The sequence below is a fragment of the Bradyrhizobium sp. SPXBL-02 genome (assembly GCF_051853065.1).
Taxonomy (GTDB): domain Bacteria; phylum Pseudomonadota; class Alphaproteobacteria; order Rhizobiales; family Xanthobacteraceae; genus Bradyrhizobium.
Genome location: NZ_CP182474.1, coordinates 6,818,958 through 6,831,999, shown reverse-complemented (window position 1 = coordinate 6,831,999; position 13,042 = coordinate 6,818,958). Strand labels below are relative to the sequence as shown.

Annotated in this window: 13 protein-coding genes; 6 read left to right on the top strand and 7 right to left on the bottom strand. The window is 65.4% G+C overall.

Features of this window, described 5'->3' with window-relative positions; translation table 11 throughout:
- The first annotated feature begins 63 nt into the window (after positions 1-63).
- Positions 64-486, top strand: a complete 423-nt coding sequence (locus tag ACNJYD_RS31760) for a PaaI family thioesterase (protein ID WP_212259071.1) — start codon at positions 64-66, stop codon at positions 484-486.
- A gap of 205 nt (positions 487-691) precedes the next feature.
- On the opposite strand, the gene ACNJYD_RS31755 is transcribed toward ACNJYD_RS31760, so the two are convergent.
- Positions 692-1,969 (bottom strand): flavin-dependent oxidoreductase, encoded by a 1,278-nt coding sequence (locus tag ACNJYD_RS31755; protein ID WP_439364331.1) that lies wholly within the window; start codon positions 1,967-1,969, stop codon positions 692-694.
- Positions 1,970-2,095: 126 nt separating this feature from the next.
- On the opposite strand from ACNJYD_RS31755, the gene ACNJYD_RS31750 reads away from it, so the two are divergent.
- Positions 2,096-2,716, top strand: coding sequence for a glutathione S-transferase family protein (locus tag ACNJYD_RS31750; protein ID WP_212259146.1), 621 nt, complete (start codon positions 2,096-2,098; stop codon positions 2,714-2,716).
- A 111-nt stretch (positions 2,717-2,827) separates the two neighbouring features.
- Here ACNJYD_RS31750 and ACNJYD_RS31745 read toward each other — a convergent pair whose 3' ends face one another.
- Entirely contained in the window at positions 2,828-3,751 is a 924-nt protein-coding gene (locus tag ACNJYD_RS31745) for a LysR family transcriptional regulator (protein ID WP_212259073.1), read from the bottom strand.
- A 92-nt stretch (positions 3,752-3,843) separates the two neighbouring features.
- Between ACNJYD_RS31745 and ACNJYD_RS31740 the strand changes: the two genes are divergently transcribed.
- Both ACNJYD_RS31740 and ACNJYD_RS31735 read left to right on the top strand, forming a co-directional pair.
- Positions 3,844-4,287: a nuclear transport factor 2 family protein gene (locus tag ACNJYD_RS31740; RefSeq protein ID WP_212259074.1), complete on the top strand. Its 444-nt coding sequence runs from the start codon at positions 3,844-3,846 to the stop codon at positions 4,285-4,287.
- A 284-nt stretch (positions 4,288-4,571) separates the two neighbouring features.
- Positions 4,572-6,581, top strand: coding sequence for a HAMP domain-containing methyl-accepting chemotaxis protein (locus tag ACNJYD_RS31735; protein WP_212259075.1), 2,010 nt, complete (start codon positions 4,572-4,574; stop codon positions 6,579-6,581).
- A 52-nt stretch (positions 6,582-6,633) separates the two neighbouring features.
- Here ACNJYD_RS31735 and ACNJYD_RS31730 read toward each other — a convergent pair whose 3' ends face one another.
- From ACNJYD_RS31730 to ACNJYD_RS31720, 3 genes are all read right to left on the bottom strand, one after another.
- Positions 6,634-7,314, bottom strand: a complete 681-nt coding sequence (locus ACNJYD_RS31730; RefSeq protein WP_212259076.1) for a glutathione S-transferase family protein — start codon at positions 7,312-7,314, stop codon at positions 6,634-6,636.
- Positions 7,315-7,440: 126 nt separating this feature from the next.
- Positions 7,441-7,767, bottom strand: a complete 327-nt coding sequence (locus ACNJYD_RS31725; RefSeq protein WP_212259077.1) for a hypothetical protein — start codon at positions 7,765-7,767, stop codon at positions 7,441-7,443.
- Positions 7,768-7,870: 103 nt separating this feature from the next.
- Positions 7,871-9,001, bottom strand: a complete 1,131-nt coding sequence (locus ACNJYD_RS31720; protein WP_172785940.1) for a site-specific DNA-methyltransferase — start codon at positions 8,999-9,001, stop codon at positions 7,871-7,873.
- Positions 9,002-9,419: 418 nt separating this feature from the next.
- Between ACNJYD_RS31720 and ypfJ the strand changes: the two genes are divergently transcribed.
- Together ypfJ and moaB are read left to right on the top strand one after the other, a co-directional pair.
- On the top strand, positions 9,420-10,358 hold the full coding sequence (ypfJ, locus tag ACNJYD_RS31715; protein ID WP_212259078.1) for a KPN_02809 family neutral zinc metallopeptidase: 939 nt from the start codon (positions 9,420-9,422) through the stop codon (positions 10,356-10,358).
- A 153-nt stretch (positions 10,359-10,511) separates the two neighbouring features.
- Positions 10,512-11,075, top strand: a complete 564-nt coding sequence (gene moaB / locus ACNJYD_RS31710) for a molybdenum cofactor biosynthesis protein B (RefSeq protein ID WP_212259079.1) — start codon at positions 10,512-10,514, stop codon at positions 11,073-11,075.
- 199 nt (positions 11,076-11,274) lie between these two features.
- Here the strand turns inward: moaB and ACNJYD_RS31705 are convergent, their stop codons facing one another.
- Together ACNJYD_RS31705 and ACNJYD_RS31700 are read right to left on the bottom strand one after the other, a co-directional pair.
- Positions 11,275-12,234: a bifunctional helix-turn-helix transcriptional regulator/GNAT family N-acetyltransferase gene (locus ACNJYD_RS31705; protein ID WP_212259080.1), complete on the bottom strand. Its 960-nt coding sequence runs from the start codon at positions 12,232-12,234 to the stop codon at positions 11,275-11,277.
- Between the two features lie 63 nt (positions 12,235-12,297).
- The gene (locus tag ACNJYD_RS31700; RefSeq protein WP_172787523.1) at positions 12,298-12,873 is read right to left on the bottom strand and encodes a glycosyl transferase; all 576 of its coding nucleotides are present in this window, start codon (positions 12,871-12,873) and stop codon (positions 12,298-12,300) included.
- Positions 12,874-13,042: the final 169 nt, after the last annotated feature.

Genomic DNA, 13,042 nt, shown 5'->3' with positions numbered 1-13,042 from the left:
TCCATCCTGCTGACAGCAGGCTGTCAGCAGCCTTGCGCTAACAGGGGGCAAAGGAGATATCGCATGGTCAAGACCGCGCTCGATAACTTCCGTAGGCCCCCATGTGCCGAGCTGCTCGGCTGGCGCCTGCTCGATGCGCGTCCCGAGGAGGGCTGGATCAAGCTCGCCTTCGAGGGCAAGCCGGAATTCTGCAACCCCGCGGGCTTCATCCAGGGCGGCATGCTCTCGGCCATGCTCGACGACACCATGGGTCCGGCGGTGCTGGTGATGAGCGAGGGCCGGCTCTACACCACCACCATCAGCATGACCGTGAATTTTCTCAGCCCCGCAAAGCCCGGCCCGATCATCGGCGAAGCCAGGGTGACGCAGCTCGGCAAGACCATCGCCTTCGTGGAAGCCAAGCTGATGGCAGAGGACGGCACCGTGCTGGCGACGGCCAGCGCCAGCGAGCGCCTGCTGGAGGCGGCGAGGGTGGTCGGTAAATAGATTCTCCGCGGGAGCCTCTTCCCTTCTCCCCTTGCGGGAGAAGGTGGCGCGAAGCGCCGGATGAGGGGTATCTCTCAGCGAATTCAAATGCGAGTTGGACTCGCGGAAACAACCCCTCACCCGAGTGAGTCTGCGTTGACCAGCGCCGCGGCCCTCTCCCGCAAGGGGAGAGGGCGCATCAACGTGCATCTCGCTCTTTGGAGTATCATGCCTTCAGGCGTGCGTCCTTGCTCACGATCGGCGGCTTCGCATTCAGCGCCTCGACCTGGAAGCCTGCGACGCGCTTGTAGTTGGCGGCGATGTCCTCCAGCTCCTGCTGCGACAAGACGTCGGTGACCACGTTGTAGCCATCAGGCGCGCGCTCCTCGACCAGCTGCATCACCTGCTCGGGGCCGTTCTTGCGGTTGAGCAGGACGAGGTCGGTCGTCGCGGGACGCCGCTCGGCTTCATAGGCGAGCAGTGCCGCCTGCGTCGGGCCGTGCGCCAGGATCTCGCGGGTGATGACGCGCGCGTCGAGGATCGCTTGCGAGGCGCCGTTCGAGCCGATCGGGTACATCGGATGCGCGGCATCGCCCATCAGCGTGACCTTGCCGAAGGTCCATTGCGACACCGGATCGCGGTCCACCAGCGGATATTCATAGGCGTGCGGGCAGTTCCTGATCAGGGCGGGCACGTCGAGCCAGTCGAACGTCCAGCTTTCGAACCAGGGCAGGAACTCTTCCAGCCGCGCGGTGCGGTTGTAGTCCTCGCGCCGCCACTGATAGGTCGGCGGCATGTGCCGCTCGGCGACCCAGTTGATGAGGTGGTTGCTCGCCGTATCCGGTTCTTTCGAGATCGGATAGCAGACGAATTTCAGGATCTCGTGGCCGGCCATGATCATGGTGCGGCCGCTGAGGAAGGCCTTTGCCGGCGTGACGCCGCGCCAGAGGATGCGGCCGTTCCAGATCGGTGGGCCTTCGTTCGGATAGAGCTTTTCGCGCGCGGCGGAATGGATGCCGTCGGCGGCGATCAGGATTGCGCCCTCGTACGTGCCGGCGGCCTTGCCGGTCGCCCTGTCGACGAAGTCGGCGCGCACGCCGCCCGCCGTCTCGCTCCAGCCGGTCAGATGATGGCTGGTGAGGATGTTGTCACGGCCGAGCCGATCGACCGCGGTGTCGAGCAGGATCTGCTGGAGCGTGCCGCGATGGATCGAGAATTGCGGCCATTTGTATCCGGCCTCGAGGCCGCGCGGCTCGCTCCAGATCGGCTTGCCGTGCTTGGAGAAATAGGCGAGCTCGCGCGTCCGCACGCCGCTGGCGTCCAGTCTGTCCAGCAGGCCGAGCTCGATCAGCTCGCGCACCGCATGCGGCAGCACATTGATGCCGACGCCGAGCGGCTTCAGTTCCGCGACGCTCTCGAACACTTTCACGGGAACGCCGATTTGATGCAGACTGAGCGCAAGCGTGAGCCCGCCGATGCCGCCACCGGCGATGAGTACGGTCATGACAAATCCCCCTCCGATTGACGGCGTCTTCGCACAGCCGGGCGGCCGTGGGCAACTGCGAACAGGCCGCCTATGGACGGCGCGGCGGTGGACCGTTAACCTCCGGTTTTCCCCATGAGGTCCGACATGCTCAAGCTCTACTACGCCACCGGCACCTGCGCGCTCGCCACCTACATCACCCTGGAAGAGGCCGGCGCCGACTACACCGCCGAACGGCTGAGCTTCAAGGACAACCAGCAGAACAGCCCGGACTATCTCGCCATCAACCCGAAGGGCCGGGTGCCGGCGCTGGTCACCGACCGCGGCGTGCTGACCGAGACGCCGGCGATGCTGGCCTATCTCGCGCAAACCTTCCCCAAGGCGAAGCTCGCGCCGCTCGACGATCCCTTCGACTTCGCGCAGGTGCAGTCGTTCAACTCCTATCTCTGCTCGACCGTTCACATCAACCACGCCCACAAGATGCGCGGCGCGCGCTGGGCGACGGAGGAGAGCTCGTTCGCCGACATGAAGGCGATGGTACCGAAGACCATGGCCGCCTGCTTCAAGCTGATCGAGCAGAAGATGTTTCGGGGCCCCTGGGTGATGGGCGATCAATACACGGTCTGCGATCCCTATCTCTACACGCTCTCGACCTGGCTCGAAGGCGACAGCGTCGACATCAATGCGACGCCGAAGATCGCCGATCACTTCAAGCGCATGACCGATCGTCCCGCGGTGAGCAAGGTGATGGCGGCGCAGAAGGCGTAGGAACGCGCGGCTGTCGTAGCTCTTGTAGGGTGGGCAAAGGCGCAGAGCGCCGTGCCCACCATCTTTCCAAGATTGCAACAGAAGTGGTGGGCACGCTCCGCTTTGCCCACCCTACGGGAGCTTCCGCCTGGCTTGCTCCAGCTCCCGCCCGGTCTCCAGCATCAGCCGCCGCAGCCAGATCGAGCCGGGATCCATCTGCGCGCGCGTCGGATGGAACATGAACTGCTCGTCGATCCCAGGATCGAGCGGCGGCGTCACCGCGACGACGCCGAGCTGCTGCGACAGCGCGGCGATCAGCCGGCGCGGCACGAAGGCGACGAGATCGGTGCGCGCGGCGACGTGCAGCGCTTCGAGATAGCCTGACACCACCAGCGAAACGTGCCGCTCGATGCCCTTGGCTCGCAGCCAAGTGTCGATCAAGTCCTCCGGCTGCCCGCGGATGATGACGCCGACATGGCGCGCGGCGAGGAAGGTCTCGCGCCGCTTCAGCTTCGCGGCCAGGGGGTGGCCGCGCCGGACCGCAAGCGCATCGCTGTCGGTATAGAGCAATTGCCGGTGAAAGCCCTTGAAGGCATTGCCGATCGAGATCACGAGGTCGATGGTGCGGGCGAACTCGGCGTGGAAGATTGCCGGTCCCCGCCACGGCACCACGTCGATGCGGACGTTGGGGGCAAGGCGCGTGACGTTCGCCATCAACGGCGGCATCAACAGCTCGACCGCGAGATCCGGCATCATCAGGCGGAATTGCCGCTCGCTGCGCGCGGCGTCGAAGTCATCAGGCACGAACAGCCCGCGCACCTGGTCGAGCGCCTGCGCCAGCGGTGCGCGCAGGGCCTGGGCCCGGAGCGTCAGCTCCATTCGTGCGCCCGTGCGCACCAGCAGCGGATCACCGAAGATGTCGCGCAGGCGCTGCAATGCGTGGCTCGTCGCCGGCTGGGACAGGCCGATCCTCATGGCCGCGCGGCTGACATTGGCCTCGCGCAGCAATGCGTCGAGCGCGGTCAAGAGGTTGAGGTCGAGCGAATGCAAATTCATGAGGTGAATAGATATCATATTTCATATCGATTTGAAGAATGCCGTCGGCCCGGCGATGATCTCCGCGTTGTCACCACGAGGAGAATGCCGCCATGAACGCGAGCGCCAACAAGAAACTGCTGCAGGATATCTTTGCCGCGGCCGCCAATCCCGATCCCGCCGCGCGCGACCGCGCCCTGTTCACCGCAAGTCTCGCCGACGACGCCAAATGGGTCGTGACCGGGCAATATTCCTGGTCGCGCACCTTTGCCGGCAAGGAGGCGATCCTCAAAGATCTGCACGGCTATGTCCGCACGCGCCTGCGCGACCGCACGCGCACCGTCGCCCATCGCTTCATCGCCGATGGCGACATCGTCGTCGTGGAAGCCAAGGGCGACAACGTCACGCCCGAGGGCGCACGCTACGACAACGACTATTGCCTGGTGTTTCGCCTGGAGGACGGCAAGATCAAGGAGATCCGCGAGTACTGCGACTCGGTGCTGACCGAGAAGGCGCTCGGCCCGTTTCCGCAAGCTCCCGCGAGGGCGGCGAGCTGAACGGCTTTGAGCACGATCTGGTTGGCCGGCTGGCCATGCATCGGTCTGCATGGCCCGGCGCATTCGCATGCGGCTTTGCATAGCTGCCGACAAAATCAGCAGATTTGCTGCGGGCCGAGACCGCGCGCGCGAGGAATTTGAAGGTTCAATTAAGAAGTGTCCCCCATTGTGTCGCGGTGCAGCGTAGGCCGCCAGGGCGCGGCGTGCGGCTGCCGGAGTGGCCGTGACGATCGCCGGAGTCGTTCGGTCCCTCGAATTCACATGCATCTGGGTGGACAGTGGGAATGCCGAAATTTCGTTTGCGGATCAGGGGACGCCTGTACGCAGGCTTCATGGCCCTGGTGGCGGTCGGTCTCGTGATGGCGGTGGTTGCCGTCTGGAATTTGCGGGACGTGCAGGATCAGGTCGCAAGACAATCCGCCCTCTCGGACAGCACGGCGCGGGTGCTGGAAATATCGGCCCATCTGCAGGCGATTCAGCGCGCCAATTTGCGCTACGTCTACGACGCCAACGAGTCCGCGATGAAGGAGGCGCAGGAGCGGGAGACCGCGGCGACCGAGCTGCTGCGGGTCGGCGCGCAGGGGACGCTGTCCGAGGAGCGGCGCGCGCTCTACAACGGCCTGATCGACGACATCGCCAAAATGCGACGCCTGCGTGACAATCTCGGCGACGCCGTCAACGAGACGAGAACGGGCAAGGCGACGCTGCTGCCGAGCGGCGAGGAGCTGGCCACGAAGACGGGCAAGCTCGTCGACGTGGCGCGCGCCGCCGTCGATGAGGATACCGCTTCCCTCGTCGCCGATCTCGAATCCCGAATCCTGCTCGTGAGGATCGCAAACTGGCGTTTTCTGGCGCTGCGCGATACCCAGGGACCTGCGACCTTCAGGGCGAGCGTCGACAGGGCCGCGCAACGGCTCGCGGCGCTCGAGAAGAGCCCGCAGGCGGCGGAGCTGCGAGCTGCGCTCGCGCCGGTGAAGACTTCGCTCGCCCTCTACAAGTCGGCGTTCGAGGCGACGTCGGCCGCGATGCTTCAGGCCGACGAGATCTACCACAAGAACCTCGCGCCCCTCATCGTCGACAGCATCGGCAAGCTCAAGAGCGCGGAAACGACCTTGAAGAAGGACTATCAGGACTCGCGCAACAATGCCGAAGCCGTGCTTGCGGGAACGACGACGGTTCAGGAGATCGCAGGCATCCTCGCCATCCTGTTCGGCGGCATCGTCGCCGTCCTGATCGCACGCAGCATCGTCGGTCCGCTGACCTCGATGACGCAGGCGATGGGGCGGCTTGCCGGCGGCAATCTCGAGGTCGAGATTCCCGGCCGCGGCAAGGCCGACGAGATCGGCGACATGGCCAAGGCGATCCAGGTGTTCAAGGACAACATGATCGAGACCGAGCGCATGCGCGCCGAGCAGGCTGCGCTCGAGGCGCGGCAGGCCGAGAGCCGCAAGGAAGACATGGCCAGGCTCGCCGATCAGTTCGAGCAGGCGGTCGGCGAGATCGTCAACACGGTGTCGTCGGCATCGAGCGAGCTCGAAGCCTCCGCAGGCACGTTGACCACGACCGCCGCGCGGGCCCAGGACCTCTCGACGGAGGTCGCCAGCGCCTCGCAGGAGGCCTCGGCCAATGTGCAGGCGGTCGCCTCGGCGACCGAGGAGCTTTCCTCCTCGGTCTCCGAGATCGCCCGCCAGGTGCAGGAATCCGCCCGCATCGCCACCGAGGCTGTCGGTCAGGCGAGCCGGACCAACGAGCGCGTCGGCGCCCTCTCCAAGGCCGCCGCGCGGATCGGTGACGTCGTCGAGCTGATCAGCACCATCGCCGGCCAGACCAATCTCTTGGCGCTGAACGCCACGATCGAGGCGGCGCGTGCGGGCGAGGCCGGCCGCGGCTTTGCTGTGGTCGCGACCGAGGTCAAGGCGCTCGCCGAGCAGACGGCCAGGGCCACCGGCGAGATCGCCCAGCAGGTCTCCGGCATCCAGGCCGCGACCGAGGAATCGGTCGGCTCGATCCGGGAAATCAGCGGCACCATCGAGCGGCTGTCGGAGATCTCGTCGACGGTCGCCGCGGCCGTGGAGCAGCAGGGCGCGGCGACGCAGGAGATCTCCCGCAATGTCCAGCAGGCGGCCCAGGGCACGCAGCTGGTCTCGTCCAACATCGGCGACGTGCAGCGCGGCGCCTCCGAGACCGGGTCGGCCTCCTCGCAGGTGCTGTCGGCGGCGCGCTCGCTCTCGGCCGACAGCAACCGGTTGAAGCAGGAAGTCGCCAAGTTCCTGAGCTCGGTCCACGCCGCCTGAAGTCTCGAACGCAAAAGGCCACGCGCATGCGCGTGGCCTTGAAGCGGCGCGATCAGGCCACCTTGGTCGTCATGTGCCTGAACATGTTGGCGCGCGCTTCGTCGTCCATTTCGGCCTTGAAGGTGAACTTGTCCTTCAGGGCGATGGCGCGCGCCGCCGCCGGGCGCGCCGAGATCTCGTCGAACAGCCGCTTCACGTTCGGGTATCGCGCAAAGGCGTCGTCGCCGAGCTTGAACGGCACCATCCGCGCCCAGCCCCACAGCGCCATGTCGACGATCGAATAGCTGTCGCCGACAATGTAGCGGCGGCCTTCCAGGTGGCTGTCGAGAACCTTGTAGTGGCGGTCGGTCTCGTACTGATAGCGGTTGTGGGCGTAGTCGTGGTTCTGGTCCTTCGGTGCAAAATGCTTGAAGTGCACGGCCTGACCGGAAAAGGGCCCGACGCCGCTCGCGATGAACATCAGCCACGACAGCAATTCGGCGCGGTTGGAGGGGAGGAATTTGCCGGTCTTCTCGGCGAGATAGAGCAGGATGGCGTTCGAGTCGAACACGATGGTGCCGCCATCGTCGATCGCCGGCACCTTGCCGTTCGGATTGATCTTGAGGAATTCCGGCGTGAACTGCTCGCCCTTGCGGGTGTCGATCTTCACCGGCTCGAAAGGCAGGCCGGATTCTTCGAGATAGAGCGCGATCTTGGTCGGGTTAGGTGATCCATTGAAATAGAACTTGAGCATCAAGCATCTCCCCGGTGTCTATGGGCGCGCGCGAAGGCGGCATCGTTGGGCGAGCCTGTCTTGCCTGAACCTCGTCGGAGAGAGCAACCGGCGAGTTTGCCGGGCGGTGTCTGCACGGTACGCAGATCAGGCGGCGTAACAGAGGCCGATTGCCGCCGCGATGACCATGGCCGCGCCCACGGCCTCTAGCCGCAGGCCGAGCCGGGCGGCGAGATGCATGTCGGAGGCCCGCGCCGCGCGCTCCGAACCGCGCGCATAGCCGTGAACGATGACGTCCTGGTTGAAGTTGTCGTGCGCCTCGTTGCTGCTGGCGAGCCCGACGCAGATCACGAGCACGCCGAACAGCGCCAGGCCGAAAAATCCGAGCAGCGCGATCAGGAACATCGGAAACATGCCGATCAGGAAGATCGGCAGCAGCGGCACCAGCAGCAATGTCTCGGACTGTCGTCGCATGGCGAGCCGGCCCGTCAGAACGTTTGGACAGGGTGATCCTAGTCCCGAATGAGCACGTCGTTGATCAACACTCCGTCATTCCCGGGCGGGCGACGGCGGAAAACTACTCCGCCGCCATGCCGGCGCGGATCTCGGCGCGGAGCTCGTCGATCAGCTTGAGGCCCTTCTTGGTCTCGACGTGCCAGAAGGTCCAGCCGTTGCAGGCCTGCGCGCCTTGCGCCACCGCGCCGATGCGGTGGATCGAGCCGACCTTGTCGCCGAGCATGATGGCGCCGTCGGCGCGCACCAGCGCCCCTAGCTTCTTCTTGGCGTCGAACAATTTGGTGCCGGGCATGATCATGCCGCGCTCGATCAGCTCGGAGAACGCAACGCGCGGTGCCTCGCGCGCGGTCATGAATGGGGCAAGGCTCTCTTCCGGCAGCGGCTCGACCTTGGCGATCCGCGCCTCGGCGGCCTTGGCGTAGGTCTTGTCGCGCTCGAAGCCGATATAGGAGCGGCCGAGGCGCTTGGCGACCGCACCGGTGGTGCCGGTGCCGTTGAAGGGATCGATCACGAGATCGCCGGGCTTGGACGAGGACAGCAGCACGCGCGCCAGCAGGCCTTCCGGCTTCTGCGTCGGATGCACTTTCTTGCCGTCGGCGCCCTTGAGGCGCTCGTCGCCGGTGCAGAGCGGGATCAGCCAGTCGGACCGCGCCTGCACGTCCTCGTTGGCGGCCTTCAGCGCCTCGTAGTTGAACGTGTAGCCCTTGGCTTTTTCGTCACGCGCGGCCCAGATCATGGTCTCGTGCGCGTTGGTGAAGCGGCGGCCGCGGAAATTCGGCATCGGGTTGGTCTTGCGCCAGACGATGTCGTTCAGCAGCCAGAAGCCGAGGTCCTGCATGATGGCGCCGACGCGGAAGATGTTGTGATAGGAGCCGATCACCCAGATGGTTGCCGACGGCTTCATGGCGCGGCGTGCGGCGAGCAGCCAGGCGCGGGTGAAATCGTCATAGGCGGCAAACGAATCGAACTTGTCCCAGTCGTCGTTGACGGCATCGACATGGGATTCGTCGGGGCGCTTGAGATCGCCCTTGAGCTGCAGATTGTAGGGGGGGTCGGCAAACACCAGGTCGACACTGGCTGCCTGGAGCTTCGACATCTCGGCGACGCAATCGCCGAGGATGATGCGATGCGAAGGGGACTCAAAATTTGTGCGGGGCGCCCTTGCAGACGCCCCGCGACGCGACTCTACCATGACTCAAGAACTCTGACTCAGGCGACGCTGTCGGCGACGCGGGACCAAACAACCGACTGACCGTTACATTGAAGGGGCAAAGTAAAAATCGACTTAACCCGCCGCTTTCGTGAGCAGTCCTCGCATCATCCTTCGTGCATGAGTTGTCGTGTGCGTTCGCCTTGTTTTACAGTGTATTTCGCGCTCGCGCGGCTCGCGGGATCGATCGTGGCGGCAAAAAGGCCGTAAATTTCTCTCGGAAAAAACTGCTCGGCCCTCGGAAAAATTTGCTGGCGTCGACAGGCTGTCGCACTAGGCAATTTTTGCCGGCCACGATATTGATAAAAGCAACGGAAATTTTACGTATGTGGCGCGTTGAGCTTTCGCGTTTCCGTGCGCCGTCGAAACTTAAATCAGGGACCCCAGAGGAAAGGCCGCCATGCGCTACGATGACTTCCGCCGCAGCGACGACATCGAGGATCGTCGCGACGAAGGTGGCGGCTTTGGCGGCGGGGGAGGCGGGTTCGGCCTGCCGATGGGCGGCGGCGGGCTCGGCATCGGCACCATCATCATCCTCGGCCTGGTCGGCTACGCCTTCGGCATCGATCCCCGCATCCTGATCGGCGGCGCCGAGATCCTCACCGGCGGCGGCCATGCGCCGAGCTACCAGACCGATCGCCAGGCCTCCTCCGGCAAGCGCGGCGCGCCGACCGACGAGATGGGCAGCATGATCTCCGGCATCCTCGGCGAGATCGACGATCGCTGGACCGAGATCTTCCAGGCCAGCGGCCAGACCTATACCGGTCCGAAGATCGTGCTGTTCCGCAACGCCACCAATGGCGGGCGCTGTGGCATGGCGCAATCGGCGATGGGGCCGTTCTATTGTCCGCCCGACCGGACCATCTTCCTCGACACCGGCTTTTTCCGCGAGGTCGAGACGCGCTTCCGCGGCTGCTCCGGCAAGTCAGCGTGCAATTTCACCACCGCCTACATCATCGCGCATGAAGCCGGCCATCACATCCAGAACCTGCTCGGCATCATTCCGCGCGTGACGCGGCTGCAGCAGCAGGTCGGCTCGAAGGCCGAGGCCAATGCGCTCCAGGTCAAGGTCGAGTTGCAGGCCGACTGCCTGTCCGGCGTCTGGGTCAACCGCGAGGCGAAGAAGCGTCCGAACTTCCTCGAGCCCGGCGACATCGAGGCCGCGCTGAGCACGGCGAGCGCGATCGGCGACGACACGCTGCAGCGCCAGGCCACCGGCCGCGTCGTGCCCGACTCCTTCACCCACGGCTCGGCGGCGCAACGCAAGCAATGGTTCATGACCGGCTACCAGCAGGGCACGGTCCAGGCCTGCAACACGTTCGGCGCCGGAGCGTTGTAGGCGAGGACTTGCCCCGGACGCTGCGCAGCACGAAGTGATGCGCTGCAGAGCCGGGGCCCACATTGCCGGTCTCCCAAGCCTCCGAAATGGGTCCCGGCTCTGCGACGCACCGCTGACGCGCTGCATCGCGTCCGGGACACGAGAGAAGCGCAAATGGCCTCCATCGACGAATCCAAACAATTCATCCCGCTCAACATCGCGGTGCTCACGGTGTCCGACACGCGCGCGCTGGCGGATGACAAGTCCGGCCAGACCCTCGCCGACCGTCTCACCGCCGCGGGCCATCATCTCGCCGCGCGCGAGATCGTTACCGACGATGTCGAGGCGATCCGCGCCGTGATCCGCCGCTGGATTGCCGATAGCGGCGTCGACGTCGTCATCACCACCGGCGGCACCGGCTTTACCGGACGCGACGTCACGCCGGAGGCGATCGAGCCGCTGTTCGAGAAGCGCATGGACGGCTTCTCCATCGCCTTCCATCTGCTGAGCCACGCCAAGATCGGGACATCGACGATCCAGAGCCGCGCCACGGCGGGCGTCGCCGGCGCGACCTACATCTTCTGCCTGCCCGGCTCGCCCGGCGCCTGCCGCGACGGATGGGACGGCATCCTGGCGGCCCAGCTCGACTACCGCACGCGCCCCTGCAACTTCGTCGAGATCATGCCGCGGCTGGACGAGCATCTGCGCAGGCCGAAGGCGCAGGGCGCGACGGTGTGATTGCGGACGATGATGCTTTCTTCCCTTCTCCCCTTGCGGGAGAAGGTGGCGCGAAGCGCCGGATGAGGGGTGTCTATCCGCTTGCACTGATGCTCGCGGAGACATACCCCTCACCCAAGCGAGTGTGTGTCCGCCACCGGAGATGCCCTCTCCCGCAAGGGGAGAGGGCGCAGCAATGCGCATCGCGCCCGCACCGAGATCAGAGATCCAGCTCCCACGTCTCTCCGACCAGGTCGGCACCAAAGCTGCGATGCGGCTCGGTCGCGACCAGCTTGAATCCCGTACTCTTGTAGATCCCGCGTGCGGCAACGAGGATGCTCTGCGTCCACAGCGTCATCTTGCTGTAGCCGCGCTCGCGAGCGCCCTGGATGCATTGCTCGACCAGTGCGCGGCCGACACCGAGGCCCCGTGCTTTCTTCTCCACCTGCAACAGGCGGAGCTTGGCGATCTCGTCCGTGGCCTTGACCAGGAACACCGAGCCGACCGGCTCGCCGCCGACCTCCGCGATCCAGCAGTGCTCGCGCGCGGCGTCGTAATTCCTGATGAACTGCGCGCAGATCTCGGCGACCAGCGCCTCGTAGCTGATGTCCCAGTTGTAGTCCGCGGCGTAGGCGGCAGCCTGGCGGGAGACGACCCAGCCCATGTCGCCGACGCGATGGCTGCGCAGCATGAAGGACGCGGGCTGGCTTCGGCGTTGCTCCAGCACGGCCTCGATGGTCGCCATGGCCTGTGTGAGCCGCGTGGCATCGCCGGGCGAGAGCTGAGCCAGCATCGCGGCGACCTCGTTTTGCGAGCTCAGGTTCAGCTTGGCGAAGGCCTGCCGGCCCTTGGCGGTGAGGCTGAGCTGGTATTGCCTGCGGTCCGCGGGCAGGGGCTTTCGCGTGATCAGCCCCTTTTCGTCGAAGCTCTGGACGATGCGGCTGAGATAGCCGGGATCGAGACCGAGCTCGCTGCCGATCTCTTTTGCCGCAAGGTCGTCGCGATGGGCGAGTTCGTAGAGCACCCGCGCCTCGCTGAGCGAGAACGGGCTCTTGCCGAGGTGCTGGTCGAGCACACCGAGCTTGCGGGTGTAGAAGCGGTTGAAGGCGCGGACCGCCGCGACATGGTCGCCCGTGACCTGTTCGGCCACGGCGCTTGACGGCGAAGCTTTCGATAGCATGGGATCACCTCGATATTTGCCATTGTCAATTAATTATTTGACGTTGGCAAGTATCTCGGCGCTTCAGCCGACCATGACGATCCGGCTGCGCAGCATGGTCCTGGACGACCGGCCGAGCCGCCGGAGCAGCCGCGCCTCGGAATGGCGGGCGTGGGGCGGGTAGCCGCCGATCCGGTCGTAATGATCACGCGCAATCAAAAGTCCCTGATCGCCCAGCGGACCGACGAGCTTTCGCGCCACGGCCCAGAGGACGTCGCGCAACGCGGTATTTCCGTAAGGCGAGCGCGCATAGCGGAACACCGCCGCACGATCCCGGCCACTGGTGGCGACGGCCTGGATGAACTGGGTGGTCTCCTCGATCCAGCCGGTTTCCAGCACGGCACCGGCAGGCAGGAACATCAGCCATGGCGACCGGGCCTGGAGCGCGCCGGCGGCAAGCGCGGCGCCTTGCGAATGACCCTCGAAGCCGATGAAACGGCAGCCTGCGACGTCGGCAACGCGCTCGATGACCCCGTTGCGCGTGCCGTCGACCAGAAGCACTTCCCGGATCACGCCGGCGGCCGCGCCGGGGACCAGCGCGGCGAGGGTTGCGACCGCCGTCTGCTCGACGCCTTCGGTCGGGATGATGACGCTCAGCATGATTGAGGCTTCGTGTCTGCACTTCGGGAGAAGCGTAGTGTTGCAATGATGTTGTCATAGACCCGTCGCGCTGCCGAGTGCAACTTTCGGACGGCTCTTCGGCGTGCGATGGTAAACTGCGGCCAGTTCATAGCAGCCAAATGTGTCCGGCGCGGGTTGGCAATATTGC

Coding starts and splice junctions, on each gene's coding strand:
- ACNJYD_RS31760 (WP_212259071.1), top strand. CDS start 64: ATGGTCAAGACCGCGCTCGATAACTTCCGTAGGCCCCCATGTGCCGAG.
- ACNJYD_RS31755 (WP_439364331.1), bottom strand. CDS start 1,969: ATGACCGTACTCATCGCCGGTGGCGGCATCGGCGGGCTCACGCTTGCG.
- ACNJYD_RS31750 (WP_212259146.1), top strand. CDS start 2,096: ATGCTCAAGCTCTACTACGCCACCGGCACCTGCGCGCTCGCCACCTAC.
- ACNJYD_RS31745 (WP_212259073.1), bottom strand. CDS start 3,751: ATGAATTTGCATTCGCTCGACCTCAACCTCTTGACCGCGCTCGACGCA.
- ACNJYD_RS31740 (WP_212259074.1), top strand. CDS start 3,844: ATGAACGCGAGCGCCAACAAGAAACTGCTGCAGGATATCTTTGCCGCG.
- ACNJYD_RS31735 (WP_212259075.1), top strand. CDS start 4,572: ATGCCGAAATTTCGTTTGCGGATCAGGGGACGCCTGTACGCAGGCTTC.
- ACNJYD_RS31730 (WP_212259076.1), bottom strand. CDS start 7,314: ATGCTCAAGTTCTATTTCAATGGATCACCTAACCCGACCAAGATCGCG.
- ACNJYD_RS31725 (WP_212259077.1), bottom strand. CDS start 7,767: ATGCGACGACAGTCCGAGACATTGCTGCTGGTGCCGCTGCTGCCGATC.
- ACNJYD_RS31720 (WP_172785940.1), bottom strand. CDS start 9,001: ATGGTAGAGTCGCGTCGCGGGGCGTCTGCAAGGGCGCCCCGCACAAAT.
- ypfJ (WP_212259078.1), top strand. CDS start 9,420: ATGCGCTACGATGACTTCCGCCGCAGCGACGACATCGAGGATCGTCGC.
- moaB (WP_212259079.1), top strand. CDS start 10,512: ATGGCCTCCATCGACGAATCCAAACAATTCATCCCGCTCAACATCGCG.
- ACNJYD_RS31705 (WP_212259080.1), bottom strand. CDS start 12,234: ATGCTATCGAAAGCTTCGCCGTCAAGCGCCGTGGCCGAACAGGTCACG.
- ACNJYD_RS31700 (WP_172787523.1), bottom strand. CDS start 12,873: ATGCTGAGCGTCATCATCCCGACCGAAGGCGTCGAGCAGACGGCGGTC.